The sequence below is a fragment of the Neisseria elongata subsp. elongata genome (genome assembly GCF_900113545.1).
Taxonomy (GTDB): domain Bacteria; phylum Pseudomonadota; class Gammaproteobacteria; order Burkholderiales; family Neisseriaceae; genus Neisseria; species Neisseria elongata.
On record NZ_FOPS01000002.1, the window covers coordinates 42,942 to 67,019 of the forward strand.

The following is a 24,078-nucleotide window of genomic DNA, read 5'->3' on the forward strand; positions in this document are numbered from 1 at the left end:
AAAAATGGCCGCAAAGCCGAATGGGAAGTTTGAAAACGTAACTTTCTATAACGGTTGCATCGGCAGGTTATAAAATTATTTCACGAAAATTAACCTGTTTGCTTGACGGAAAACGGGGCATTCATTATAGTAGTGCGGCCTATCCTGACTCTTGCTGTGTGCCCTAATGGTAAAAATTCTTTATCTCCAACTTGCCGTGTTATTGGTGGTGGTTGCATTGAGCGGGTTGATAGCGGGGTCGCCTGCCGCATGGTCGGCGGCTGCCGGAGGGGTGAGTTATGTTTTACCTTCTGCTGTTACGGTCCTGTTCTTAAATATTTTCCGCAGTATGCCGCAATATGTCGGTTATGCTTTTATTTTCGGAGAAGGTTTAAGAATAGTGCTGGCACTGGTTTTAATGGTGGCATTCTTTGCCCTATATCACCAGGAGTTGCGGTTTATACCGTTTCTTTTAGGCTTGTTAGCCACCAGTCATGTGATTTTTTTTATTTTTTGGAAAGCAAAATATCATGTCAAGCGCAAGTGAAACCGTGACTGCTGCCGACTATATCAAGCACCATCTGCAAAGTTTGACCAGTTTGTCCGATGTGGCGAAAGGTCAAGGTTTGCAGAATATCGCCGATTTCTCTTATATCAACTTGGATGCCATATTTTTTGCAGTCGTTTTAGGTGCTTTGGGTTGCTTCCTGTTGCGCAGGGCGGCTGTAACAGCTACTTCCGGCGTTCCCGGCCGCTTTCAGGCTGCGGTCGAGCTGTTGTATGAATTTGTTGATGATATGTGCAAAGGCATTATTCATAATGCAGAATCACGCAAGGCTGTTGCTCCTTTGGGTTTAACCCTTTTTGTATGGATTTTCCTAATGAATGCCATGGATTTGTTGCCGGTTGATTTGTTTCCTGTGACATGGCAAGGCATTACTGGTGATCATCATGCATTGTTGCGTGTAGTTCCAACCGCTGATTTAAATACATCGTTGGCCTTGGCAATTGGTGTTTTGTGTGTCTGCATCTATTACAACATTAAAATCAAAGGTGGCAAAGGATGGGTGCATGAGCTGTTTACAGCACCATTCGGTCCGTTTTTGGCTCCGGCCAACTTTTTGCTGAATATTTTGGAATTTCTATCCAAAACCGTTTCTCATGGTATGCGGTTGTTTGGCAATATGTATGCAGGTGAGCTGGTGTTTTTGCTAATTGCTTTGCTTGGCGGTGCTTGGGCTGCTGGCGGACATTTCAGTTTAATGGATCCCGTCTTGTTTGTGTTCCATATCGTTGCAGGTGCAGCTTGGGCTATATTCCACATTTTGATTATTACCTTACAGGCTTTTATCTTCATGGCATTGGCGTTCGTTTATATCGGTCAGGCACATGATGCCCACTAAGCATTATGTAATGGTTAAAGGTTTTATGTTCTAAAGTTTGAAGTTTTAGTTTTGGTTGTTTAGTCGTAGTTTTAACTTTTGTTTTATTTAAGGAGTGTGAAATGGGTTTGATTGCTATTGCTTGCGGTTTGATCGTGGCATTGGGTGCATTGGGTGCCTCTATTGGTATCGCAATGGTTGGTTCTAAATATTTGGAATCCTCTGCTCGTCAGCCTGAATTGATTGGCCCGCTGCAGACCAAGCTGTTTTTGATTGCAGGTCTGATTGATGCGGCATTCTTGATTGGTGTGGCTATTGCTCTGCTGTTCGCCTTCGTTAATCCGTTTGTTAAGTAATCAGGGAAACTCTTATTCTGTATGAGCAGAATAGAAAGATTGCTTGATTAACTCTATACACGAAGGTTAAGTAATGAATTTAAATGCAACCTTAATTGCGCAGTTAATCGTCTTTTTTATCTTGGTTTGGTTCACAATGAAATATGTGTGGCCTCCGATTGCTAAGGCGCTTGATGAGCGCGCTGACAAAATCGCAGAAGGTTTGGCTGCGGCTGAACGCGGGAAGAGTGATTTTGAACAGGCTGAAAAGAAAGTTGCAGAACTCTTGGCCGATGGTCGCAATCAGGCTACCGAACTGGTAGCGAATGCGGAAAAACGTGCGGCGCAAATTGTAGAGGAAGCAAAGAATCAGGCTTCTGTTGAGGCTGCCCGTATCGCGGCTCAAGCAAAATCAGATGTAGAGCAGGAAACTAACCGTGCACGCGAAGCATTGCGTGAGCAAGTTGCTGCTTTAGCTGTAAAAGGTGCTGAAGCCATTTTGCGAAGTGAGGTTAATGCTGCCAAACATGCTGATTTGCTTGCTAACCTGAAGCAGGAGCTGTAGCTTATGGCTGAGTTCGCAACTATTGCCAGACCTTATGCAAAGGCATTATTTGAACTGGCGAACGAAAAACATCAAATTGAATCTTGGTTGAGTGGGTTGAAGGAATTAGCATGGTCGGTAGCTCAGGCTCGTGTTGCTGCGCTGATTGAGGATACCCGAACTAATAGCAAGGAAAAAGCTGATTTTTTGCTCAAATTGCTTACTGATGAGCAGGTTGCGGGAGACAAAACTTTTCGTAATTTTGTTCATGTAGTGGCAGACGAAAAGCGGCTTTTGGTTTTACCTGAAATTTATGTTCAATATCAAGATTTAGTTTTATCGCGTAATAATACCAAGAAGGCGGTCATTTACAGTGCATTTGAATTTGCTAGCGAAGGGCAAAAGGCCAAAATCGTAGCAGATTTGGAGCAACATTTTAATACCCGGTTAGAAGCTGTTTTTAATGTTGAGCCTAGCTTAATCGCCGGAATTAAGGTGGAAGTGGATGATCAGGTATTGGATCTGTCTATACAGGGTAAATTGCAAAAACTGTATACGGCAATGACGAATTAGGAGAGTTTTCATGCAGCTTAATCCTGCTGAAATCAGCGAATTATTGAAAGCCAAAATCGAAAACTTAGACACAAAGCAAGAGATACATACTCGAGGTACGGTAATTTCCGTTACTGATGGTATTGTGCGAGTGCATGGCTTGTCAGACGTAATGCAAGGTGAAATGCTTGAATTTCCGAATAATACGTTTGGTCTGGCAATGAACTTGGAGCGCGATTCGGTTGGTGCTGTTGTGTTGGGTGAATACGAGCACATCAAAGAAGGAGATGAGGTTAAATGTACTGGCCGCATCTTGGAAGTGCCGATTGGCCGCGAATTGGTGGGTCGTGTAGTAAATGCACTGGGGCAGCCAATTGATGGTAAAGGTCCTATTGATACAAAACTGACAGCACCTATTGAGAAAATTGCGCCAGGTGTAATTGCTCGTCAATCAGTTGACCAACCTATGCAGACAGGCGTGAAAGCTATTGACTCAATGGTACCCATTGGTCGAGGGCAGCGTGAGTTGATTATTGGTGACCGTCAGACGGGTAAAACAGCTGTTGCATTGGATGCAATCGTCAATCAAAAAGGGACTGGCGTTGTTTGCATTTATGTAGCAGTAGGTCAAAAAGCATCTTCTATTGCGAACGTAGTTCGTAAATTAGAGGAGTATGGCGCAATGGAGCATACAATTGTAGTTGCGGCAACGGCTTCTGAAGCTGCGGCATTACAATTTATTGCGCCTTATGCAGGCTGTACTATGGGTGAGTTTTTCCGAGATAGAGGAGAAGATGCTTTAATTGTATATGATGATTTGTCTAAACAAGCTGTAGCTTATCGTCAAATTTCTTTATTATTGCGTCGTCCACCCGGTCGCGAAGCGTATCCTGGCGATGTGTTCTATTTGCACAGCCGCCTGTTGGAACGCGCTGCCCGTATCAATGCTGATGAAGTTGAAAAGCTGACTGGTGGTGAGGTAAAAGGTAAAACAGGTTCTTTAACTGCACTGCCAATTATTGAGACTCAAGCCGGTGACGTTTCAGCGTTCGTTCCGACTAATGTAATTTCAATTACTGACGGTCAAATTTTCTTAGAAACTGATTTGTTTAACTCAGGTATCCGTCCTGCCATTAATGCAGGTATTTCCGTCTCCCGTGTTGGTGGCGCTGCCCAGACTAAAGTTATTAAAAAATTAGGCGGTGGTATCCGTTTAGCTTTGGCACAATATCGAGAGCTAGCAGCCTTCTCACAATTTGCATCTGATTTAGATGAAGCCACACGCAAGCAGTTGCAGCATGGTGAGGTAGTTACTGAATTGATGAAGCAAAAGCAGTTCAGTACATTAAATACAGCTGAGATGGCTTTGACCCTATGGGCTATTAATGAAGGTTCATACGGAGATGTTCCTGTTTCTAACGCATTATCTTTTGAAGCTGAGTTCTTGAGTTATGTGCGTACTCAATATCCAAAAGTTTTAGAAAGCATCAATGAAACAGGTGCTATGTCTGATGATAATGAAAAAGCCTTAACAGAAGCGATGAAGTCTTTCAAAGCGTCTTATGCACATACGGCATAAGCGATAAAGAAAGGAGTCTAGAATGGCTGTAGGGAAAGAGATTCTCACCAAAATTCGTAGTGTTCAGAATACACAGAAGATCACTAAAGCGATGCAAATGGTGTCAACCTCTAAGATGCGTAAGACTCAGGAACGGATGCGTTTAGCGCGTCCGTATGCTGATAAAGTGCGTTTGGTAATGGGCCATTTGGCACAAACACAAGAAAACCACGGTATTAAATTATTGAGCGAGCGCCGAGAGATACGTCGCGCTGGTTTTATTTTAATTACTACAGATAAGGGTTTATGTGGTGGGCTAAATGCGAATGTGCTAAAGAAATTTTTAGCACAAATGCAAGATTACCAGGAACGTGGTATTGAGACTGATGTAGTTTGTATCGGTAGTAAAGGTTTAGCTACTTGCCAGCGCATTGGGTTAAATGTAATTGCCAGCGTAGTAAATTTAGGTGATACGCCTAGGTTAGAATTGTTGGTCGGTTCATTGACAGAGCTGTTTAAGCGGTACGAACAGAACGAAATTGATATTATTCATATTGTTTATTCTGGTTTCGTAAATACTATGCGCCAAGAGCCTCGAATGGAAGTATTACTCCCTATTGGGCGGAATACTTTGGAGGCAGCTCAAGTCGAAGGTCGGGGATATAATTGGGATTACCGTTATGAACCTACACCTATTGCTGTATTGGAATACCTAGTTCGTCGTTATTTGGAATCTGTGGTTTATCAGGCGTTAAGCGATAATATGGCTTCAGAGCAGGCCGCACGTATGGTAGCCATGAAAGCTGCTACAGATAATGCAGGTAATGCAATTAAGGAGCTGCGTTTGGTGTACAATAAATCGCGCCAAGCGGCTATTACTACAGAATTGTCAGAAATTGTTGCAGGTGCAGCGGCTGTATAGCTTGCTGATTTGCATTTAGAAATTAGGATGCGATAATGAGCCAAGGCAAAATCGTACAAATCATCGGTGCTGTAGTGGATGTGGAATTCCCACGTGACGCTATCCCGCATGTTTTTGATGCATTAAAATTAGTTGAAAATGACCTAACCTTAGAAGTTCAACAACTTTTGGGGGATGGTGTAGTGCGTACCATTGCGATGGGTAGTTCAGATGGATTAAAGCGTGGTATGGCTGTGAATAATACCGGAGCTCCGATTACTGTTCCTGTTGGCCGTGAAACTTTGGGTCGTATCATGGATGTATTGGGTAATCCGGTTGATGAGGCAGGTCCGGTAAATGCATCCAATACACGTGCGATCCATCAAGAGGCTCCTAAGTTTGATGAGCTTTCTTCAACAACGGAATTATTAGAAACTGGCATTAAGGTTATCGACTTGTTATGTCCGTTTGCCAAAGGTGGTAAAGTAGGTCTGTTTGGTGGTGCGGGTGTAGGTAAAACCGTAAATATGATGGAGTTAATTAACAACATTGCCAAGGCACATAGCGGTTTGTCTGTGTTTGCAGGCGTGGGTGAACGTACTCGTGAAGGTAATGACTTCTATCACGAGATGAAAGATTCCAACGTATTGGACAAAGTGGCAATGGTTTACGGTCAGATGAACGAACCTCCAGGCAACCGTCTGCGCGTTGCTTTGACCGGTTTGACTATGGCCGAATACTTCCGTGACGAAAAAGACGAAAACGGTAAAGGTCGCGACGTATTGTTCTTCGTGGACAACATTTACCGTTACACTTTGGCCGGTACGGAAGTATCCGCATTGCTGGGTCGTATGCCTTCAGCAGTAGGTTACCAACCGACATTGGCTGAAGAAATGGGTCGTTTGCAAGAGCGTATTACCTCTACCCAGACAGGCTCTATTACTTCCATCCAAGCCGTATATGTACCTGCGGATGACTTGACTGACCCATCTCCTGCAACAACATTTGCCCACTTGGACGCCACTGTCGTATTGAGCCGTGATATTGCATCTTTGGGTATTTACCCTGCAGTTGACCCGCTTGATTCCACTTCACGCCAACTGGATCCGATGGTATTGGGTCAAGAGCACTATGACGTAGCTCGCGGCGTACAATCTACTCTGCAAAAATACAAAGAATTGCGCGATATTATTGCCATTCTGGGTATGGACGAATTGTCAGACGAAGACAAACTGACCGTGATGCGCGCGCGTAAGATCCAACGCTTCCTGTCGCAACCGTTCCACGTTGCCGAAGTATTTACAGGTTCTCCTGGTAAGTATGTGCCGTTGCGGGATACTATTGCCGGCTTCAAAGCTATCTTGAGCGGCGAATATGACCATCTTCCTGAGCAGGCGTTCTACATGGTAGGTGGCATTGAAGAAGCTGCTGAGAAAGCAAAAACCTTAAACTGATAGGAGGCTGGCATGGATGTCATGCGAGTTGAAGTGGTAAGTAACGAATACAACATCTATTCAGGCGAGGCCAGCTTTGTTGTGGTTCCGACTGTTCAGGGTGAGCTCGGTATTTATCCGCGACATGAGCCGATTATGAGTTTGGTACGGCCAGGTGCATTACGGCTGCAAATTCCAGGTGAAAAAGAAGAGGTTTTGGTAGCAGTTTCAGGCGGCGTTTTGGAGGTTCAACCTGATAAATTGACCGTATTGGCTGACGTGGCTATCCGTAGTAGTGAAATGGATCAAGCCCGTGCCGAAGAAGCGAAGAAGGCAGCAGAGGCAGGTATTGCCAAGGCTGCGGACGACGAAGCTTTGGCCAAGGCGCATAGTGCGTTGGCTGCTGCTCTTGCAGAACTCAAAACTCTCGACTATATTCGCTCAAGAAAACATCAATAATCTATATTTATATTTTAGATTAGATAAAAAGCACGGCTTGCCGTGCTTTTATTCAATTCTGTAATTATTTAATGCATTGATTTAAAATAAAATTTATTCATATTTTGAAGTTATGGCTAGATTAGTTTCAAAGATTTAAGTACTGTAAAAATAAATATCAAAGACCGGCCAAGAGTTTATTGGGGTAAGAAGAAGGAAAGATTAAATTAACACCCTCGGAATTCATTTTAATTGCAGATAATGGAGTAAGAGAACAAACGAGGCAGCTTTTGATGGGCTTAGTTTAATGGTGAAGTTGTTCTGTTCTTAATAAAATTAAACTAGATAAATCAAAAGTTTTTCTCTTTGATGTTAGTTCGGATATATTAAGTTCTCTGAGTAAGGAAAAAAATTATGGGAAAAATATTGTGTTTCGCTGTTGGGCTGCTATTGTCGGCTTGCGCGAGTATGCCAAGCAGTGAGGCGCTAAATGGTGAATGGCTGCCGGAGGAAATTGGTGGCAGTCCGTTTACTGCCCAAGCGAGTTTGACATTTGATAGCGAACAGCAGTTGCTCAGCAGTTATGCCGGATGCAATCGGCTGACAACTCGTTATAGTGCCGACAATGGGAAATTGGATTTCGGTTATACGTCATCTACGAGGATGGCTTGTGATCCGGAACATAGCGAGGCAGAGCATAAAATCAGCCAAGTGTTTGTTCAGGCTGAGAGGTTTGGGATTCAAGACGGAAAGTTGTTGATTAAAGACGGGCAGGGGAATGTCCTATTGCGCGCTGTAAAATCGTCTTAAGCATTTGTTTAAAAGAATATGACGGTAATGCCTAATCTCACGGTGCAGTCGTTTTGAATGACCATGAGGCCGTCTGAAAATCGAAAACGGTAAAATTAGCAAACGGCGGCAGAATGCTTTTTATCTTACTTTGCCGAATTGGGTCCAAACATATTTTCAGACGGCCTTCCAATCAAATCCGTCGAATGACGGGCGGCTTGTAAATAGGCGGCCAGCGGATGTCCGCAGTCCAACATACCCAGCCTATGGAATAAATCGGCTGTTACCAAAACGGAATCGTTCATCATTTCTCCATTACACATCGCCAATGCGGCTTCTTCCGCAGACATTAAGGCAAACGACGCCACTTCTCCGTCTTGATTTTGCGGTATTACCTCATTCGGCAGTATCACATCGAAAATATGCAAACATTCGCGGTGCAATCCGCGCGATACCTGATGCAGGCTGATGCAGTGTCCGGTGTATTGCAAGCGGTTGAGAACCGCATCCGTCAGCCCGGCCTCTTCGTGGCCTTCCCGTTTCGCCGCTTCCCATATCTGTTCTCCAGCCGAAATACCGCCGCCTACCAACGTGTCCAATTTGTTGGGATCAACGGCTTTATGCGGGCTGCGGCGGGCAATCCAAAAACGCAGGCCTTCTTCCGTAACCGCCAAACCGTTGATATGGACCGCATGGCTATATAGGCCGAGCGGGCGGAAGGCGGAGCGTTCGAGGGCAAAGAGGATTTGCCTGCTGTCGCCCGACCAAACATCAAAACGTTCGTTGCGCCACCCGCCGAAAAGGCCGGCATCATGCCAGCGGCGGGCAAGCTGTTCCAACTGCCGGCCCATTTCCCTCCAATTATCCGCAACCAGATGCAGGCCGTCTGAATCTTCGTGTAGAGGATTAGGCCAATCCTGAATCAGATGTTTTCGCCAAACCTCATTCACAAAACCCAATGCCAATCCGTTCAACCGCAGCGGTAGCCAATCTTCGGCATGGTAGCGGAAAGCCGTTTGCAGGGCAGAAAGCAAGCCGTCCTGCAGGGTGGTAGGCAATGGAGGCATGGAGGAGTAGGGCAGGTGCATGGCATTCCTTATTCGCCGAAGCTCGGACGTGTAGGCAGATAAATGTCGAAACGGGTGGACTTGCCGCTGTATTGATAGGCCGGCGTGCATTGCGCCAGCAAGGCTCCTAATCGAGGCCGCTTGACCACAATGCGTTTCGTTGCAACATCTCGGGCGGCGGCCAACAACTCCTCATCGTCGGTGTTTTGCGCCGAACCGATTAACTGGTGGAAATAAGCCATTTCCTTTTTGACGGCGGCCGATTTTTGCCGTTCGGGATACATAGGGTCGAGATAGACGACATCGGGCCTGCCTGCTGCTGCCAAATCCGACAGCAGCTGCACCGCATCACCGTAATGCAGCGTCATCCGTTCTGCAATCGCGGAGGTTTCTTCAGCCGCACGTGCCCGTCTGAGGCCGTCTGAAAGCAGGCAGGCGACAACCGGATGACGTTCGATAATCGAAACCGGCAACCCTTGTGCCGCCAAAACGAAGGCATCGCGCCCCAAACCGCCTGTGGCGTCGATAACTGACGGGCAGGCCGTATGGTTTACCGCCTTTGCAATCAGCTCGCCGCCGCCTTTCAAACGGCGGTATTGCGCGCCGCCGCCGACAAAATCCACCCGCACAAGCCCCTTTTCTCCCGCTTTGCACAAACTGATGCCTTCACTATCCGCATACAGGTAGAGGCCGTCTGAAGGAGGATGGTCATATATGGAGATGCCGTATCCGCTGATTTCAGCCAGAGTGTCGTCAGATGCGCCGTCTGCGGCATAACAGAAAAAATTCATGATTTCCTTCCTTTGAGCCTGATAGGGCGAAGTGATGGGAAAGTACGGGATAGGCCGTCTGAAAAAGCGGAAATGCAGATGTAGAACGGTTGATGCTGATTATCTCATCGGTACGAATTCAACTTTCAACGTATCGCGATGCATATAAATATTGTAGTCCCCATCAGGTGTGCCGCGATAGTGCCTATTTTCTCCCCGTAATGAAAAATTGAACCGGATAATATCGGGCTTTGTGATATTTTCAGAATAAGTTATCAGATAGTTATTCAGATCCAGTCCTTTTTCCTTCATTGCCTGCATGGCCAAAAACAAAGGGTAGGAAAGGTCTTTTTGAATAGTGAAACCTTTTTCCGGCGTGCAATCTTGGCTTTTCCGGATATTGCTTTTTGCATGGGCGGGGAATGATGATACGCCGACGATGGTGAAAAGAAGGAATAAGATTTTTTTCATGAGGTGAAACCGATTATTGCGGATGGCGAAACGGCGGATTTCAAGCCGAAAACCTGTGGAATCCGCCGTTTGCAGTGGCGGCCCTTAAGGCCGCAGTTCTTTTTAGCGTTTGGCAAAGCCTTGTTTGCGCAGGTAGTTCAGCATGAAGGGGCGTACCGGCCGGCACAGGGTATTGCGCACTTGCTGCGCCCAATCCAAATCTTTGCCGCTGCGTTCGCGGTAGTAGGTTTTGACGGTTTCGTTGTAGTCTTCCAAAACGGTTTTTGCCGCCGGACGGTAGCGGTTTTCCGATACCAGAGTTTCTAACGGCAGGCGCGGGCGTTGCAGCGGGTCTTGGTCGGGATGGCCGAGGCACACGCCGAATAGCGGGACGACATGTTCGGGCAGGCCGAGCAGTTCGCCGACGCGGGCGATGTCGTTGCGGATGCTGCCGATATACACTGCGCCCAAGCCCAGTGATTCGGCAGTCAGCACCATGTTTTGCGCCATAATGCCCGCATCGATTGCGCCGATCAGCAAAACCTCGGTCCAATCGGTTTGCACCGCATCGTCCAGCGCGTGATGGCGGGCGGCGTCGATGCAGAAAACCAGAAATTCGGCGCAGTGTTCGACGTAGGCGTGTCCTGCACCGCCCTCGGCGGCGCAAACCGCGCGCAATTCTTTGCGGACGGCGATGTCGGTTACGCGGATGATGCTGCCGTTTTGCAGGTAGCTGGATGTGGACGACGCGCGGGCCGCCTCCAAAACGGCGGACAGCATTTCGTCGGAAACGGGTTCGGCGGTAAAGCGGCGGATGGAACGGTGCGCCAGTGCGGTTTGCAGGGCGGGACGGCTGTTCAAAGTCATGGCTTGCTCCTCGTCAGATGGTTAGGGAAGGGGATTGTAACAGAATAGGCCGCCGCCCCGCCGAAGAGGCCGTCTGAAACGCTGCCGGAATATGTTTTCAGACGGCCTCAACCTGCCTGCGGGCAGGCTTGATATACATTAAAATTTTATCCGCCCGTGCCCACGATGGCTGCTTTTTTTGTTATCCTTGCCCCGTCTTTCAAAAGTGGAATGAAAAATGCGGCTTATTACGGCATGCCGCAACTTTCCGCACGAATTTACCTATTTTATTGAGGAGCAGTGAAGATGAACCGGCATTCGGATATTGTCGTCGTCGGCGCAGGGCCGGCGGGATTGAGTTTCGCACGCACCCTGGCCGACAGCGGCCTGCGGATTACCATAGTGGAAAAAAGCCCGCTCGAAAGCATTTCCAACCCGGCCTACGACGGCCGCGAAATCGCCCTGACCCACCTCTCAAAAGAGATTATGGAACGCCTGGGCATGTGGCAGCGCGTACCCGAAAACGAAATTTACCCGCTCCGCGATGCGAAAGTTTGGAACGGCTCCTCTTCCTACCAACTCCATTTCCCGCAGCCTACACAGGCGCGCGGCGGTGCGACCGACCGCTTGGGCAACCTGATTTCCAACCACAACATCCGCAAAGCCGCTTACGACGCAGTGGCCGAACAAGGCAATGTTACCCTGCTGGCAGGCGTGGGCGTGAAAGAAGCCCGCACCGATGCCGACGGCGCGTATATTACATTGGATAACGGCGAACAACTGACTGCCCGCCTGCTGGTGGCCGCAGACAGCCGTTTTTCGCAAACCCGCCGCCAAATCGGCATTTCTGCCGACATGCACGACTTCGGCCGCACCGTCATCGTCTGCCGCTTCAAACACGAAATATCCAACTGCCACACCGCCGTCGAATTTTTCCAATACGGCCGCACCCTCGCCCTGCTGCCGCTGGAAGAGCACCTGACCAACTGCGTCATCACCATAGACAGCGACAAAGCGGGCGCGCTGCTTGCCATGTCGCCCGAAGAATTGGCCGCCGATTTGGAAAAACAACTGAAAAACAAACTCGGCAAAATGGAAAAAACCGGCACCCTGCATACCTACCCGCTGGTGGGCGTGCATGCCCGCCGCTTCTGCACCACCCGCGCCGCCCTTATCGGCGATGCCGCAGTCGGCATGCACCCCGTAACCGCCCACGGCTTCAACCTCGGCCTGGAAAGTGCCGACATCTTGGGCAAACTCGTCATGCAGGCGGCGCAAAACGGCCAAGACATCGGCGCAAGCTCCCTTTTGGAACGCTACGATGCCAAACACCAGCTCCACACCCGCCCGCTCTATCACGGCACCAACGCGATGGTCAAACTCTTCACCAACGAAGCCGCCCCGGCCAAACTGCTGCGCAACCTCGTCCTGCGCGTCAGCAACAACCTGCCGCCGGTGAAAAAATTAATTACCCGCCAGCTTACCGGCTGATTTGAAATGAATGAGGCCGTCTGAAACAATCTTTTCAGACGGCCTAAATATTATTTGGACAGTATTCCGAACGATCCGAAAGGAAAAAGAAATGTTGCTGACACGTCTCGCCGCCCTATGCCTGACCGCCGCCCTATGCGCCTGCGGCGGCACACAAACCGAAACCCCATCCCAACCGGAAAAACCGGCTGCAGCCCCGACCTCGGAAGCATCTGCTTTCCCTGCCGCGCCGTCTGAAAACACCGCTGCCGCCTCATGGAAAACGGCTGCCGAATTCCGCGCGCCCAACGGTTTGCGCTACCTCTATGTCGTCATCGACACCCCCGCAACCCGCGATGACCTGATTGCGGTTGCGGGTGACATACACCGCAAAGAACCCGATGCATGGCTGTTTTTATTGGATGCCGAAGAAAAAATACCCGAAATGCTGGCGGCTAACCGTAGCGGCGATATGTCTTCCTTCCCGGCCGAATGGGTCAAACAACATTTGTCGGGCAGCACGTCGCTGATGTTGATGCCTGACGGAAAACGCCGATGGGCCGTGTTCGAAGGCCAATCGCGCAGCGAGCCGATTGCCGAACTGCCCTGCATAGAAGGACAGGGGATGTGTACCGATTAGGTTTGTGTCAGCCTCGAACAAATTCTGCCGTATCCACCGAAAAGGCCGTCTGAAAACATATTTTCAGACGGCCTTCCCCTATCCCCTCAAATCAATCCGGCCTGCTTCAACTCGTTTTTTAGATAAGCATAATAAACCGGCGCGATGATGATGCCGCCGATGCCGAAAATCCGCTCGAACACCACCATTACCAGTAGTAATTCCCACGCACTCGATTCGATTTCCGAACCGATAATCTTCGCATTCAAAAAATACTCCAGCTTGTGCACCACCACCAAAAACACCAGCGAGGCCACCGCCACATACAGCGACGCACCCAAGCTCAAAATAATAATCACCGTATTGGACACCAGATTGCCCGCCACCGGCACCAGCCCCACCACAAACGCAATCACCAAAACAGTGAGGTGGAAGGGCAGTTCCACCTCGAACGCGGGCAGAATCAGATAAAGGTACACGGCGGTAACGGCCGTATCAATCAAAGAAATCTTCACCTGCGCGATAAACACACGCTCGAAGCTGCTTTGGAAATTGACAATGCGCCGCACCAGCTCCGCCTTGAAGGGCGGCATCCGGCGGCGTTTCATACGGGCGTTTAGACGGTGGAAGCTGAGCAGCGCGCCGACAATCACACCGATGATGATGTAAACGAACACCGTCAGGCTGTTTTTACTGATGCGCGTCAGCGTATCGCCGTATTCCTTCAGCAGCCCGGCCGCCGCCGTTTTGATTTCGGCCAGATTGTTCGGCAGCATATTGGCCACCGATGCCGGCAGGTCGGCACTGTTTTTCGTATCCTCGATAATCGCCGCCAGCTTGCCCATCATCACCGCGATATGGCCGCCTTGAATCAAGTGGTACACGCCGAAAGCCATCAGCACAATCGCCAGCAACACCAAGCCTATGGTTAGCGTGGCTGACAACAGATTGACATTGTGCGCGTTCAGCGAGCGGCGCAGGAAGGCATTGCGCCGAAACAGCCGGCGGCGGAACCACAAAATCAGGCCGTTGGTGCGGGTAATGAAAATATAGGTCAGGATAACCGACAGCAGCAGCGGCAGGAAATGAAAATGCAGCACGGCCAACAGTGCGGCGGCAGTGAGAAAATAGGACACCGTGCGGAGTTTCGGCGTATCGGCGGGAATGCGGGTCGTCATATCAATCTTTTCGTTGGGAATACAGTCAGGCCCGGCCATGCGGGCGGGCAGGCATTATACCGCGTACAGGCCGTCTGAAAGCAGGGTTGCCGACACCGTTTTCAGACAGCCTCACATGCGGACGGCGGAAACAGCTGTTGTCATGCGGTCTGATTGTGTATATGATAACGACCGTCGTGCCGGTGTAGCTCAGTCGGTAGAGCAGCGCATTCGTAACGCGAAGGTCGGGGGTTCGATTCCCTTCTCCGGCACCATTTCTACCGATAAAAGGCCGTCTGAAAAATGGTTTTCAGACGGCCTTTGTGCAGCGTGTCGGATACAAGTATCCGACCTACGGCTGCTGAAAAGCGGGGATTGGATTTCAGGTAGCCTTTCTCGGAACGGGGTTAGTCGGTAGTGTTATCGCCATCGGTCTCGGCATCAGTATGGCGGGCAGATGGAGGAAGTATATTGTAAAGCAACAGTTCGTGCGGCACGGTGGTTTGATCGCTGCCGGAAAAAGCAAGCTGGTTGTCGCTGTAACCCTTTTCTATGCCAAAGGTGGCAACCAGTTTGCGGCCGGAGAGCTGCGGAATAATGTCGTTAAATGTAAATTCCACCGTGTTGCCTTGTTGGGTGGCGGATTTCAGGAATGGGAAGTGTTCTGTGGCCGGCAAAGATAATTTGATTTGGCCGGGCTTGGCGGCATCGGCGCCATCTAGGTTTGTATGCTCATGGATATGTTTGAACAGCCCGGCCAAACGGGATTTAATAATATAGTTGATACAGGCTTGGTCGGCGGTGTTGAGAAGCTCGGCATAGACTGGGTCGTCGGTGTCTGCTCCGGCAGCCTGCAAATTGGCGCGAATGCCGAAACGGCAGCGTTCGGCGATATATTGGTCGCCGGGGTGGGCTTTATCGAATTCCTCTAGTCGTTGGGAGAATAATTCCATTCGACGGTAGAACTCCTCAAAACTGTATCCCAAACCAGGTTGAGGGCTGGCATGGGCGGGGCGGTTGGCGCGAGGCCGATGATGCGGTGTGGCTTGGACGGTAAAGGGCGCAGCAGCCAGCAAAGAAGCTAGTAAAACAATATATCGGTATTGCATGATTTGTTCCTGAATTAAGTTCGGAAAGAGGCTACCTGAAATATGGCTACCGTTGTTTTCAGGTAGCCTTTGGGCGGGCGGGTCGGATTCGGGAATCCGTCCCACAGTTGCTGCCTGAAAGCGTGAGTTTCAACGAGGTTAAAACCACGTGCGTGTGTTTTGTATCCACCCTACCCATGCAGGCTACGCTTGCTCACAATTCATCAGCGTAATTATTCTTAATAAATTCAATACACTCTTTCAATTTCTTTATAACAATTTCGGTTGGCATTACCACTACGATTTCATCAGTTAATAGGCTGTCTATTTTTGTCATCTCTTTGCCGACAATGACACCAAAGTGCTCTCGATACTGCTCAACTTCGCTGCCATTAGGTACTTCTTCCAATATTTCCTTCAATAGGGTTTCAGACATTTCTAACAAATGCTTAACCCCCACTCCACCATCATCCATTAAGAAATCTGCTAACCAGCCAAAGTTTTCATACCCACTACTCTCATGAAAAAGTACTCCAAACCGATTGCTACCGCTTTGAAAGAAATCTTTTGTAAAAATTAAATTCATGCTTAAGATCCATTAAATTATTTCATAAGAGGACAAACAGCAGGCGTAGCCCGCATAGCGGTAGTTGCAAGTCGGATTCTTGAATTCAACATTTGGATATAACGATTGTGTCGGATTCAAGTATCCGGCCTACGGCTAAAGCATCTGTTCCCTATTTCGCCCCCTTAAACCCGCGCTTCAAATGCACCATCAGCAACGCCACCGCCGCAGGGGTTACGCCGGAAATTCGGCTGGCTTGTCCGACGGTTTCGGGTTTGTGCTGGTTGAGTTTTTGCTGCACTTCGGCGGATAATCCTTTGACTTTGCTGTAATCTATATTTTCAGGTAGCCTCAACATTTCCAAATCGCGGCGGCTGTCGATTTCTTCGTTTTGGCGGTCGATATAGCCTTGGTATTTGACTTGGATTTCCACTTGCTCAATCACGTTTTCAGGCAGCCTGTACTCGGGTTCTGCGCCTTCGAGCGTCATCAGTGCGGCGTAGTCGAGGTTCGGGCGGCGCAGGAGGTCGTGCAGGTTGGCTTCACGGCTGAGTTTTTGTCCGAACACGCGGATTTGTTCGTCTTCGGCGAGTTTTTGCGGCGTGTACCACGTTGTTTTCAAACGTTGGATTTCGCGCTCGATGGCTTCGCGTTTTTCGTTGAACATACGCCATTGCGCTTCACCCACCAAGCCGATTTTGTGGCCGTCTTCAGTCAGGCGCATGTCGGCGTTGTCCTCCCTGAGTTGCAGACGGTATTCGGCGCGGCTGGTGAACATGCGGTAGGGTTCGTTCACGCCTTTGGTGATGAGGTCGTCCACCAATACGCCGAGGTAGGCTTGTTCGCGGCGCAGCAGGAGCGGGTCTTGTCCGCGGACGTATTGCACGGCGTTTGCGCCTGCGAGCAGGCCTTGTGCGGCGGCTTCTTCGTAGCCGGTCGTGCCGTTGATTTGTCCCGCGAAGAAGAGGCCTTGGATGGTTTTGGTTTCAAGGCTGGCTTTGAGGTTGCGCGGATCGAAGTAGTCGTATTCGATGGCGTAGCCGGGGCGCAGGATATGGGCGTTTTCCAGGCCTTTCATGCTGCGAACGAGCGCGATTTGGATGTCGAACGGCAGGCTGGTGGAGATGCCGTTGGGGTAGTATTCGTTGGTGGTCAAGCCTTCGGGTTCGAGGAAAATCTGATGGCTGTCTTTGTCGGCGAAGCGGTTGATTTTGTCTTCGATAGACGGACAATAACGCGGGCCGACGCCTTCGATTTTACCGGTGAACATGGGGCTGCGGTCGAAGCCGCTGCGGATAATTTCGTGTGTTTTCAAATTGGTATGCGTAATCCAGCAGGACACTTGGCGCGGGTGCATTTCGGCGTTGCCGCGCACGGAGAAAACGGGCACGGGCGTGTCGCCGGGCTGTTCGGTGAGCCGGGAGAAATCAATCGTGCGGCCGTCGATGCGCGGCGGCGTGCCGGTTTTCAGACGGCCTTGCGGCAGGTTCAACTCGCGCAAACGTCCGCCCAGCGATTTGGCGGCGGGGTCGCCGGCGCGGCCGCCTTCGTAGTTTTCCAAACCGATGTGGATTTTGCCGGACAAAAACGTGCCTGCGGTCAGCACGACGGCGCGGGCTTTAAATTCCACGCCCATCGCGGTGATTACGCCTGAAATACGGTCGCCGTCGAGCGTTACGTCGTCAACCGACTGCTGGAAGAGGTCGAGGTTTTCTTGGTTTTCCAGCATTTCGCGGATGGCGGCTTTATACAGGATGCGGTCCGCCTGCGCGCGCGTGGCACGAACCGCCGCGCCTTTGCTGGCGTTCAGGCGGCGGAACTGGATGCCGGATTTGTCGGTTGCCAACGCCATCGCGCCGCCGAGCGCGTCGAGTTCACGCACTAAATGGCCTTTGCCGATGCCGCCGATGGAGGGGTTGCACGACATTTGTCCGAGCGTTTCGATATTGTGTGTGAGCAAAAGCGTCTGCGCGCCCATGCGTGCGGCGGCAAGCGCGGCTTCCGTGCCTGCGTGGCCGCCACCGACGACGATAACGTCGTAGGTTTTGGGGTAAATCATGTGGGTCATGTATGTATGCCTGTTTCAAGTGTTTCAGACGGCCTCCGAAGGTGTAGAGGCCGTCTGAAAAATAAATGGAAAATCAAACGCGCGATTGTACGCCGTTTCGCCTCGGGCGAGAAAGGCCGTCTGAAAACGCGGTTGCGATAACTGGAAGCTTCCGCCTGCCGTTTCAGGCAGCCTCGCCGTTTTCCGGCCGTTTCGGCAGCACTTTGGGCAGAACCACTGCCGCAAATGCCGAGGCGACGACAATCATCATGCCCAAGCCCGATACGGTGGAAATGTATTCGTCGAGCACGATGACGGCCATCAGGATGCCGAACACCGGCTCCAGCGTGAGCAGCAGGCCGGAGAGGTTGGCGGGAACGCGGCTCATGCCTTTGTTCCACAGCCAATAGCCGAACCAGCTGCAACAGATGCCGAGGTAGAGCAGGGCGATGCCGCCCGACCAGCTCCAGTTGATTTGATAGCTTTCGGCCAGCAGCAGCGAAAACGGCAGGCACATCACGGCGGATACGGCCAGCGAGAGCGAGGTGTAGGCCGGTGCGCCGATGTCGGCAATCAGATTCTGCGTCGGGCGGGTGATGCTGCAAAACACCGCGCTGCCCGTCACAATCATCAGGCAGCCCCAGAAGTTGATGTTGCCGCCGCTATGCCCGCCCGCAATCATGATGACGACGCCGGCAAAGGCAGTCAGGCCGCACAGCCAGTGATACCACTCCGCCTTGTCGCGGAAGAAGAAATGGCCGATAAACACCATCAGCAGCGGGTCCAGCCCGATTACGGTTTCCGCGCTGGCGGCGGAAGTGTATTTCAGGCCGATGAATTGCAGCATCAATACCGCGACATAATTGAGGAAAGACAGCCACAGCAGCGGCTTCCATTTGTCTTTCGGGATTTTGTCGAGATAGCGGCGGCAGACGGGCAGTACGATAAGCACGGAAATCAGCAGGCGCGCCTGCACCATCAATGCCGCATCGAGCATGGTGTAGGCGAATTTGGCGGCGATAAACGAACTGCTCCAAATCAGCAGGGCGAGAATCTGGTAGAACACGGTTTCCCTTCCTTTATTTTATTTGCACGCCCGTCCGCCGCGAAATGCCGAATTTCGGGCAAAACGGATTTTTTATCTGCTTTTTCAGCGAAATAATATAGATAAGGCCGTCTGAAAAAGCACGGCACGGATTGTATAGTCAAAGTGGGGGGATTGCCACAGAGGCCGTCTGAAAAGGCCGCCGCAGCGTTTTTCAGACGGCCTGAAGCTTTATTTCGGCTGCGAAAAACCGTATGATTGCGAGTCATTTTCAACTGAAGCCCGAAAACATGAACGATATTGCCGCCACAGCCGCCGAACATACCCGCATCTGGCTCGAAAAAGCCGTTATCGGCTTGAACCTGTGTCCGTTTGCCAAGGCGCCGCATGTGAAAAACCGCGTGCGGATTGCCGTCAGCACCGCCAAACACACCGACGGTTTCCTCGAAGACCTCGACCGCGAACTGGCATTGTTGGCCGACTCGCCGCCGGACGAATTGGAAACCACGTTGCTGGTGCATCCGTCATTGTTTACCGACTTCATGCAGTTTAACGACATGCTCGATTTTGCCGATCAGGCTGTCATCGACAACGGCTTGGAAGGCATCATCCAAATCGCGCCCTTTCATCCCGATTTCCGCTTCGAGGGCACGGAGGCCGACGACATCGGCAACTACACCAACCGCAGCCCCTATCCGACCCTGCACCTGATTCGTGAAGACAGCATCGCCAAAGCCGCCGAAGCCTTCCCCGATGCCGAAGCCATTTTCGGCCGCAACATCGCGCTGCTGGAAAAAATGGGCAAAAGCGGTTGGGACGCATTGGAAATCCCGCAGGGCTGCCCGTTTCATCAAGCGGAGGATAATAAATGATTTTGCGCTGGCTTTTTTGGACGGCAGGCGCAGTGTCGCTGCTGTTGGGTGTTATCGGCATCGTGCTTCCCGTCCTGCCGACCACGCCGTTCGTCCTGCTGGCCGCCGCATGCTGGGCGCGAGCCTCGCCGCGTTTTCACAGCTGGCTGCACCGCCATCCTTATTTCGGCCCGATGGTGCAAAACTGGGAAGAAAAACGCGCCGTACCGCGCCGCGCCAAATACCTTGCCTACACCATGATGACCGCGTCCTGCCTGATGATGCTCTACCGCTTCCCCGACCAATGGTGGATAACCGCGGGTACGGCCGCCATCTGCCTGGCCAGCGCGGTTTGGATGTCGCGTCTGCCGGATGCCTGAACCGTCTTTACTGTTTTCAGACGGCCTCGGTGGCTATCCAATCCATTCCGTTTCTTATAGAATGTAAGCCTCTCTCAAATCAGGTTAAGATATCACAATGACAACGAACAATCCCTTCCTGCGGGCACTCAAACGCACCAGTACCGTGCAGCAAATCGCCATCGGTCTGGTTTTGGGCGTACTGCTATACATCGTATCCCCGTCCGCCGCCAAAACAGCGGGTATTTTCGGCGACATGTTCGTCGGTGCGCTGAAAGCCGTGGCGCCGTTCCTGGTGTTTGTACTGGTAACGGCAGCCATCACCAAGCATCAAAAGGGCAACGAAACCCACATCAAACCGATTCTGCTGCTTTATCTGCTCGGTACGTTGGGTGCGGCACTGGTGGCCGTGGCCGCCGGCCTGGCTTTTCCGACCGAGCTGAAATTAATCGGCGGCAACGTCGAGTCCGCCGCCCCTTCCGGTATTGGCGAAGTATTGAAAACCGTACTGCTGAATTTGGTGGACAATCCGATTAAAGCCCTTTCTGGCGGTAACTATATCGGCATCCTCGCTTGGGCTCTGATGCTGGGTTTCGCCCTGCGCCATGCTTCCGCCACCACGCGTTCGATGGTGGCCGATATGGCGGACGCGGTATCCGACATTGTCGGCTGGGTTATCCGCTTTGCACCGCTGGGTATTTTCGGCCTGATTTCGGCCACATTGGCGGCCACCGGTTTTGAGGCGTTAAAAGACTATTTCCGCCTCCTCGTGGTGCTGGTGGGCTGTATGCTGTTTGTTGCATTCGTGTTCAACCCGCTGATTGTTTGGTGGAAAATTAAGAAAAATCCGTATCCGCTGGTACTGACCTGTTTGCGTGAAAGCGGCGTAAACGCGTTTTTCACCCGCTCGTCTGCCGCCAATATTCCCGTCAACATGGCTTTGGCGAAAAAACTCGGCCTGCATGAAGACACCTATTCCATCTCCATCCCGTTGGGCGCGACCATCAATATGGCCGGAGCCGCCATCACCATTACCGTGCTGGCTTTAGCCGCCGCCCATACCCAAGGCATCCAAGTCGATTTCCTCACCGCTTTGTTGCTGAGCCTTGTGGCGACCATCAGCGCGTGTGGCGCGTCCGGCGTGGCCGGCGGTTCGTTGCTGCTGATTCCGCTGGCGTGCAGCTTGTTCAACATCGACAACGATATTGCCATGCAGGTAGTAGCCGTCGGCTTCGTTATCGGCGTGGTGCAGGATTCGTGCGAAACCGCGTTGAACTCTTCCACAGATGTGTTGTTTACCGCCGCCGCCGACTACGGCAGCCGCAAACAATAATCCGGCTTGTAACGAAAAGAGGCCGTCTGAAAACCTTAAAACGGTTTTTCAGACGGCCTTTCACTATTTCCCACCGCCAGCTTCCCGCTTGGATTTTGAAGCGGAAAATTGGGCAAAAAAAAAAGAAAATCAGCGGGTAGACTGATTTTCTTTTAAAAAGTGTAGTTTGGTGGGTCGTGAGCGATTCGAACGCTCGACCAACGGATTAAAAGTCCGCTGCTCTACCGACTGAGCTAACGACCCTAAGAAAGGAAGCGCGAATAATATAGTGCTGCGAAATACTTGTCAATACTTTTTTGAGGCTGTCTGAAAAATATTTGCTTTCCGTTTTTCAGACGGCCTCAAACGAATTGAAAAGAAAGGGTTTATGCTTCCTGCAAGCCTAGGTGGCGCAGCAATGCGTCCACCTGCGGTTCGCGGCCGCGGAAGGCTTTGAAGGATTCCATCGCGCTGCGCGAGCCGCCGCGCGAGAGGATTTCGTTCCAGAAATGCGCGCCGGTTTGCCCAATGTCGTCGCTTTCTTCAAAAGCGGCATAAGCGTCGGCACTCAGCACTTCGGCCCAGGCGTAGCTGTAATAGCCTGCGGAGTAGCCGCCGGCGAAGATGTGGCCGAAGCTGTTGGCGAATCGGTTGTAGTCGGGCTGTTTGATGACGGCGACTTCCGCGCGTACTTCGTCCAGCACCTGCGGCCAGTTTTTCAGACGGCCTTCTTCGGTTTCGCTGTAAATCCGCATGTCGAAGAGGCCGAATTCCATCTGCCGCGCCAAGAACAGGCCGACTTGGAAGTTTTTTGCCGCCAGCATTTTGTCGAATAGTTCGCGCGGCAGCGGCCGGCCGCTTTCTTCGTGTGCCGACATGTCGGCCAGCGTTTGGTATTCCCAGGCGAAGTTTTCCATAAACTGGCTCGGCAGTTCTACCGCGTCCCATTCCACGCCGTTGATGCCGGATACGCCCAGTTCGTCCACGCGGGTCAGCAGGTGGTGCAGGCCGTGCCCGGTTTCATGGAAGAGGGTAACGATTTCGTCGTGGCTGAGGTAGGCGGGCTTGCCGTTGACGGGCGGGGTGAAGTTGCAGACGAGGTAGGCGGTCGGCAGCTGCAGGGTGCCGTCGGGCAGGCGGCGGCGGCCTTTGTAGTCGTTCATCCATGCGCCGCCGCGTTTGCCTTCGCGGGCATATAAGTCCATGTAAACGCCGCCGATGACCGAGCCGTCTTTTTCCAACTCGAAATAGCGCACGTCGGGATGCCACACGGGCACGGTGCGTTCGGCGAGTTTGACGCCGTAGAGGCGGCCGATTTGGGCGAACAGTCCGGCCAGCACTTTGTCGGCGGGGAAGTAGCGTTTGACTTCGGTTTCGGAGAAAGCGTATTTCGCTTCGCGCAGTTTTTCGCTGGCATAGGTGATGTCGTATATCGCCAATTCGTCCAGGCCGAGATGTTCGCGGGCAAAATCGCGGACTTCGGCCAGATCTTTTTCGCCGAACGGTTTGGCGCGGGCGGCGAGGTCGTGCAGAAAGGTCAGAACCTGTTGCGGCGATTCGGCCATTTTGGTGGCCAACGAGAGTTCGGCGTAGTTGGCGAAACCCAAAATCCGCGCTTCTTCCAGCGAGATTTCCAAGCGGCGGGTGATGTCGGCGGTGTTGTCGTATTTTCCGCCGTCGGATAGTTCGCTGGCGCGGGTAACGTAGGCGCGGTAGATTTCGGCGCGCAATTCGCGGTCGTCGGCGTGTTTCATCACGGCCAGATAGTGCGGCATCTGCAATCCGATTTTGTAGCCGCTTTTGCCTTCCGCTTCGGCTGCGGCGGCAAACATAGCTTTTTCGTCGTCGGTCAGGCCTTTCAGACGGCCTTCGTCAGGGAAATACAGGGTGAAGGCATCGGTTGCGTCGAGCACGTTTTGCGAAAATCGGGCGGCCAGCTGCGCCCCTTCGGTCTGCAATTCGGCCAGCCGTGCCTGTTTTTCCGGCGGCAGTTCCGCACCGCTCAACACGAAGTCGCGCAAGTCGTGTTCCAGCTTGGTTTTCTGCGCTTCGTTCAAAGCGGCGAATTCGGGCGAGGCTTTGATGGCTTTGAAACGGTTGTACAGTTCGATGTCTTGGCCGATTTCGGTAAAGAAGACGGTTACTTCGGGCATCAGGGCGTTGTATTCGGCGCGCAGTTCGGGGGTATCGACCACGGAATTGAGATGGGATACCACGCCCCAAATGCGGCCGACGCGTTCGGTGATGCCGGTCAGCCGTTCGACCGTGTTCGCCCATGAGGATTCGGGCTGTGCCTTGATTTCGGCGATGGCGGTGCGGGCTTCGGCCATCGCAGCCTGCATCGCGGGCTTGATGTCGGCGGGGCGGATGTCGGAATAGCGCGGCTCATCGCCGAGGTTTAGTAATACGTTGTCGCTCATATCGGTTTCTCGTTCGGGGGAGGTTAATCGGATGGAGGCCGTCTGAAAACGTCGGCTCCGGCAAAATAAAACGGAACAGGCCGCTAAATGGGGGTGTTTGC

The 24,078-nt window shown here is 51.5% G+C and carries 25 protein-coding genes and 2 tRNA genes; 16 read left to right on the forward strand and 11 right to left on the reverse strand.

Annotated features, from left to right (window positions below):
• Positions 1-166: 166 nt before the first annotated feature.
• The 10 genes from BM261_RS02240 (at position 167) to BM261_RS02285 (ending at position 7,932) form a co-directional block, all read left to right on the forward strand.
• Positions 167-526 carry an ATP synthase subunit I gene (locus BM261_RS02240; RefSeq protein WP_074894736.1) on the forward strand — a complete coding sequence of 120 codons (360 nt, stop codon included), beginning with the start codon at positions 167-169 and terminating at the stop codon, positions 524-526.
• Positions 510-1,382, forward strand: a complete 873-nt coding sequence (gene atpB / locus BM261_RS02245; RefSeq protein WP_074894738.1) for a F0F1 ATP synthase subunit A — start codon at positions 510-512, stop codon at positions 1,380-1,382. The genes BM261_RS02240 and atpB overlap by 17 nt, the downstream gene beginning before the upstream one ends.
• Before the next feature lie 101 nt (positions 1,383-1,483).
• Entirely contained in the window at positions 1,484-1,717 is a 234-nt protein-coding gene (atpE, locus tag BM261_RS02250; RefSeq protein ID WP_003770218.1) for a F0F1 ATP synthase subunit C, read from the forward strand.
• Between the two features lie 73 nt (positions 1,718-1,790).
• Positions 1,791-2,261, forward strand: a complete 471-nt coding sequence (locus tag BM261_RS02255) for a F0F1 ATP synthase subunit B (RefSeq protein ID WP_003770220.1) — start codon at positions 1,791-1,793, stop codon at positions 2,259-2,261.
• A 3-nt stretch (positions 2,262-2,264) separates the two neighbouring features.
• Complete coding sequence (locus BM261_RS02260; RefSeq protein ID WP_074894740.1) at positions 2,265-2,813, forward strand: F0F1 ATP synthase subunit delta; 549 nt, start codon at positions 2,265-2,267, stop codon at positions 2,811-2,813.
• 10 nt (positions 2,814-2,823) lie between these two features.
• Positions 2,824-4,371, forward strand: a complete 1,548-nt coding sequence (gene atpA, locus BM261_RS02265) for a F0F1 ATP synthase subunit alpha (RefSeq protein WP_074894742.1) — start codon at positions 2,824-2,826, stop codon at positions 4,369-4,371.
• 22 nt (positions 4,372-4,393) lie between these two features.
• Positions 4,394-5,272, forward strand: a complete 879-nt coding sequence (gene atpG, locus BM261_RS02270) for a F0F1 ATP synthase subunit gamma (RefSeq protein WP_049249256.1) — start codon at positions 4,394-4,396, stop codon at positions 5,270-5,272.
• A 35-nt stretch (positions 5,273-5,307) separates the two neighbouring features.
• Complete coding sequence (atpD, locus tag BM261_RS02275) at positions 5,308-6,705, forward strand: F0F1 ATP synthase subunit beta (RefSeq protein ID WP_074894744.1); 1,398 nt, start codon at positions 5,308-5,310, stop codon at positions 6,703-6,705.
• 12 nt (positions 6,706-6,717) lie between these two features.
• Positions 6,718-7,143, forward strand: coding sequence for a F0F1 ATP synthase subunit epsilon (locus BM261_RS02280; RefSeq protein WP_049252380.1), 426 nt, complete (start codon positions 6,718-6,720; stop codon positions 7,141-7,143).
• A 393-nt stretch (positions 7,144-7,536) separates the two neighbouring features.
• Positions 7,537-7,932 (forward strand): META domain-containing protein, encoded by a 396-nt coding sequence (locus BM261_RS02285; protein WP_074894746.1) that lies wholly within the window; start codon positions 7,537-7,539, stop codon positions 7,930-7,932.
• A gap of 125 nt (positions 7,933-8,057) precedes the next feature.
• Here the strand turns inward: BM261_RS02285 and BM261_RS02290 are convergent, their stop codons facing one another.
• From BM261_RS02290 to nfsA, 4 genes are all read right to left on the reverse strand, one after another.
• Entirely contained in the window at positions 8,058-8,999 is a 942-nt protein-coding gene (locus tag BM261_RS02290; RefSeq protein ID WP_240317842.1) for an NUDIX hydrolase, read from the reverse strand.
• Between the two features lie 8 nt (positions 9,000-9,007).
• The gene (locus tag BM261_RS02295; RefSeq protein WP_074894748.1) at positions 9,008-9,769 is read right to left on the reverse strand and encodes a class I SAM-dependent methyltransferase; all 762 of its coding nucleotides are present in this window, start codon (positions 9,767-9,769) and stop codon (positions 9,008-9,010) included.
• 99 nt (positions 9,770-9,868) lie between these two features.
• Positions 9,869-10,219 (reverse strand): hypothetical protein, encoded by a 351-nt coding sequence (locus BM261_RS02300; protein WP_074894750.1) that lies wholly within the window; start codon positions 10,217-10,219, stop codon positions 9,869-9,871.
• Positions 10,220-10,321: 102 nt separating this feature from the next.
• The gene (gene nfsA / locus BM261_RS02305; RefSeq protein ID WP_074894752.1) at positions 10,322-11,065 is read right to left on the reverse strand and encodes an oxygen-insensitive NADPH nitroreductase; all 744 of its coding nucleotides are present in this window, start codon (positions 11,063-11,065) and stop codon (positions 10,322-10,324) included.
• Positions 11,066-11,350: 285 nt separating this feature from the next.
• Between nfsA and ubiM the strand changes: the two genes are divergently transcribed.
• Both ubiM and BM261_RS02315 read left to right on the forward strand, forming a co-directional pair.
• Entirely contained in the window at positions 11,351-12,535 is a 1,185-nt protein-coding gene (ubiM, locus tag BM261_RS02310; protein WP_074894754.1) for a 5-demethoxyubiquinol-8 5-hydroxylase UbiM, read from the forward strand.
• A 91-nt stretch (positions 12,536-12,626) separates the two neighbouring features.
• Positions 12,627-13,154 (forward strand): hypothetical protein, encoded by a 528-nt coding sequence (locus tag BM261_RS02315; RefSeq protein ID WP_074894756.1) that lies wholly within the window; start codon positions 12,627-12,629, stop codon positions 13,152-13,154.
• Positions 13,155-13,240: 86 nt separating this feature from the next.
• Here BM261_RS02315 and BM261_RS02320 read toward each other — a convergent pair whose 3' ends face one another.
• A complete protein-coding gene (locus tag BM261_RS02320) occupies positions 13,241-14,311 on the reverse strand; it encodes an AI-2E family transporter (RefSeq protein WP_370446636.1) in 1,071 nt (356 codons plus the stop codon).
• A 178-nt stretch (positions 14,312-14,489) separates the two neighbouring features.
• Here BM261_RS02320 and BM261_RS02325 point away from each other — a divergent pair.
• Positions 14,490-14,565, forward strand: a tRNA-Thr gene (locus BM261_RS02325).
• Positions 14,566-14,697: 132 nt separating this feature from the next.
• Here the strand turns inward: BM261_RS02325 and BM261_RS02330 are convergent.
• From BM261_RS02330 to BM261_RS02345, 4 genes are all read right to left on the reverse strand, one after another.
• On the reverse strand, positions 14,698-15,399 hold the full coding sequence (locus BM261_RS02330; RefSeq protein ID WP_256205699.1) for a hypothetical protein: 702 nt from the start codon (positions 15,397-15,399) through the stop codon (positions 14,698-14,700).
• A 193-nt stretch (positions 15,400-15,592) separates the two neighbouring features.
• The gene (locus BM261_RS02335) at positions 15,593-15,964 is read right to left on the reverse strand and encodes a hypothetical protein (protein WP_074894762.1); all 372 of its coding nucleotides are present in this window, start codon (positions 15,962-15,964) and stop codon (positions 15,593-15,595) included.
• Positions 15,965-16,115: 151 nt separating this feature from the next.
• Positions 16,116-18,011 (reverse strand): tRNA uridine-5-carboxymethylaminomethyl(34) synthesis enzyme MnmG, encoded by a 1,896-nt coding sequence (gene mnmG, locus BM261_RS02340; protein ID WP_074894764.1) that lies wholly within the window; start codon positions 18,009-18,011, stop codon positions 16,116-16,118.
• A gap of 163 nt (positions 18,012-18,174) precedes the next feature.
• Positions 18,175-19,056, reverse strand: coding sequence for a DMT family transporter (locus BM261_RS02345; protein WP_074894766.1), 882 nt, complete (start codon positions 19,054-19,056; stop codon positions 18,175-18,177).
• 269 nt (positions 19,057-19,325) lie between these two features.
• On the opposite strand from BM261_RS02345, the gene BM261_RS02350 reads away from it, so the two are divergent.
• The 3 genes from BM261_RS02350 (at position 19,326) to sstT (ending at position 21,578) form a co-directional block, all read left to right on the forward strand.
• A complete protein-coding gene (locus tag BM261_RS02350) occupies positions 19,326-19,907 on the forward strand; it encodes a DUF1415 domain-containing protein (protein ID WP_074895198.1) in 582 nt (193 codons plus the stop codon).
• Positions 19,907-20,266, forward strand: coding sequence for a YbaN family protein (locus tag BM261_RS02355; RefSeq protein WP_172459054.1), 360 nt, complete (start codon positions 19,907-19,909; stop codon positions 20,264-20,266). The genes BM261_RS02350 and BM261_RS02355 overlap by 1 nt, the downstream gene beginning before the upstream one ends.
• 97 nt (positions 20,267-20,363) lie before the next feature.
• On the forward strand, positions 20,364-21,578 hold the full coding sequence (gene sstT, locus BM261_RS02360; protein WP_074894771.1) for a serine/threonine transporter SstT: 1,215 nt from the start codon (positions 20,364-20,366) through the stop codon (positions 21,576-21,578).
• A 167-nt stretch (positions 21,579-21,745) separates the two neighbouring features.
• Here sstT and BM261_RS02365 read toward each other — a convergent pair.
• Positions 21,746-21,821: transfer RNA gene (locus tag BM261_RS02365), tRNA-Lys, on the reverse strand.
• A 122-nt stretch (positions 21,822-21,943) separates the two neighbouring features.
• Positions 21,944-23,977 carry a M3 family metallopeptidase gene (locus BM261_RS02370; RefSeq protein WP_074894773.1) on the reverse strand — a complete coding sequence of 678 codons (2,034 nt, stop codon included), beginning with the start codon at positions 23,975-23,977 and terminating at the stop codon, positions 21,944-21,946.
• Positions 23,978-24,078 lie beyond the last annotated feature (101 nt).

What these genes read in the sequence shown, in the direction of transcription:
- BM261_RS02240 (WP_074894736.1), top strand. Translation starts at nt 167, where the DNA reads ATGGTAAAAATTCTTTATCTCCAACTTGCCGTGTTATTGGTGGTGGTT.
- BM261_RS02260 (WP_074894740.1), top strand. Translation starts at nt 2,265, where the DNA reads ATGGCTGAGTTCGCAACTATTGCCAGACCTTATGCAAAGGCATTATTT.
- BM261_RS02255 (WP_003770220.1), top strand. Translation starts at nt 1,791, where the DNA reads ATGAATTTAAATGCAACCTTAATTGCGCAGTTAATCGTCTTTTTTATC.
- BM261_RS02330 (WP_256205699.1), bottom strand. Translation starts at nt 15,399, where the DNA reads ATGCAATACCGATATATTGTTTTACTAGCTTCTTTGCTGGCTGCTGCG.
- BM261_RS02295 (WP_074894748.1), bottom strand. Translation starts at nt 9,769, where the DNA reads ATGAATTTTTTCTGTTATGCCGCAGACGGCGCATCTGACGACACTCTG.
- nfsA (WP_074894752.1), bottom strand. Translation starts at nt 11,065, where the DNA reads ATGACTTTGAACAGCCGTCCCGCCCTGCAAACCGCACTGGCGCACCGT.
- BM261_RS02290 (WP_240317842.1), bottom strand. Translation starts at nt 8,999, where the DNA reads ATGCACCTGCCCTACTCCTCCATGCCTCCATTGCCTACCACCCTGCAG.
- BM261_RS02285 (WP_074894746.1), top strand. Translation starts at nt 7,537, where the DNA reads ATGGGAAAAATATTGTGTTTCGCTGTTGGGCTGCTATTGTCGGCTTGC.
- BM261_RS02335 (WP_074894762.1), bottom strand. Translation starts at nt 15,964, where the DNA reads ATGAATTTAATTTTTACAAAAGATTTCTTTCAAAGCGGTAGCAATCGG.
- atpE (WP_003770218.1), top strand. Translation starts at nt 1,484, where the DNA reads ATGGGTTTGATTGCTATTGCTTGCGGTTTGATCGTGGCATTGGGTGCA.
- BM261_RS02370 (WP_074894773.1), bottom strand. Translation starts at nt 23,977, where the DNA reads ATGAGCGACAACGTATTACTAAACCTCGGCGATGAGCCGCGCTATTCC.
- BM261_RS02280 (WP_049252380.1), top strand. Translation starts at nt 6,718, where the DNA reads ATGGATGTCATGCGAGTTGAAGTGGTAAGTAACGAATACAACATCTAT.
- BM261_RS02300 (WP_074894750.1), bottom strand. Translation starts at nt 10,219, where the DNA reads ATGAAAAAAATCTTATTCCTTCTTTTCACCATCGTCGGCGTATCATCA.
- atpG (WP_049249256.1), top strand. Translation starts at nt 4,394, where the DNA reads ATGGCTGTAGGGAAAGAGATTCTCACCAAAATTCGTAGTGTTCAGAAT.
- mnmG (WP_074894764.1), bottom strand. Translation starts at nt 18,011, where the DNA reads ATGACCCACATGATTTACCCCAAAACCTACGACGTTATCGTCGTCGGT.
- ubiM (WP_074894754.1), top strand. Translation starts at nt 11,351, where the DNA reads ATGAACCGGCATTCGGATATTGTCGTCGTCGGCGCAGGGCCGGCGGGA.
- atpB (WP_074894738.1), top strand. Translation starts at nt 510, where the DNA reads ATGTCAAGCGCAAGTGAAACCGTGACTGCTGCCGACTATATCAAGCAC.
- BM261_RS02350 (WP_074895198.1), top strand. Translation starts at nt 19,326, where the DNA reads ATGAACGATATTGCCGCCACAGCCGCCGAACATACCCGCATCTGGCTC.
- sstT (WP_074894771.1), top strand. Translation starts at nt 20,364, where the DNA reads ATGACAACGAACAATCCCTTCCTGCGGGCACTCAAACGCACCAGTACC.
- BM261_RS02320 (WP_370446636.1), bottom strand. Translation starts at nt 14,311, where the DNA reads ATGACGACCCGCATTCCCGCCGATACGCCGAAACTCCGCACGGTGTCC.
- atpD (WP_074894744.1), top strand. Translation starts at nt 5,308, where the DNA reads ATGAGCCAAGGCAAAATCGTACAAATCATCGGTGCTGTAGTGGATGTG.
- BM261_RS02315 (WP_074894756.1), top strand. Translation starts at nt 12,627, where the DNA reads ATGTTGCTGACACGTCTCGCCGCCCTATGCCTGACCGCCGCCCTATGC.
- atpA (WP_074894742.1), top strand. Translation starts at nt 2,824, where the DNA reads ATGCAGCTTAATCCTGCTGAAATCAGCGAATTATTGAAAGCCAAAATC.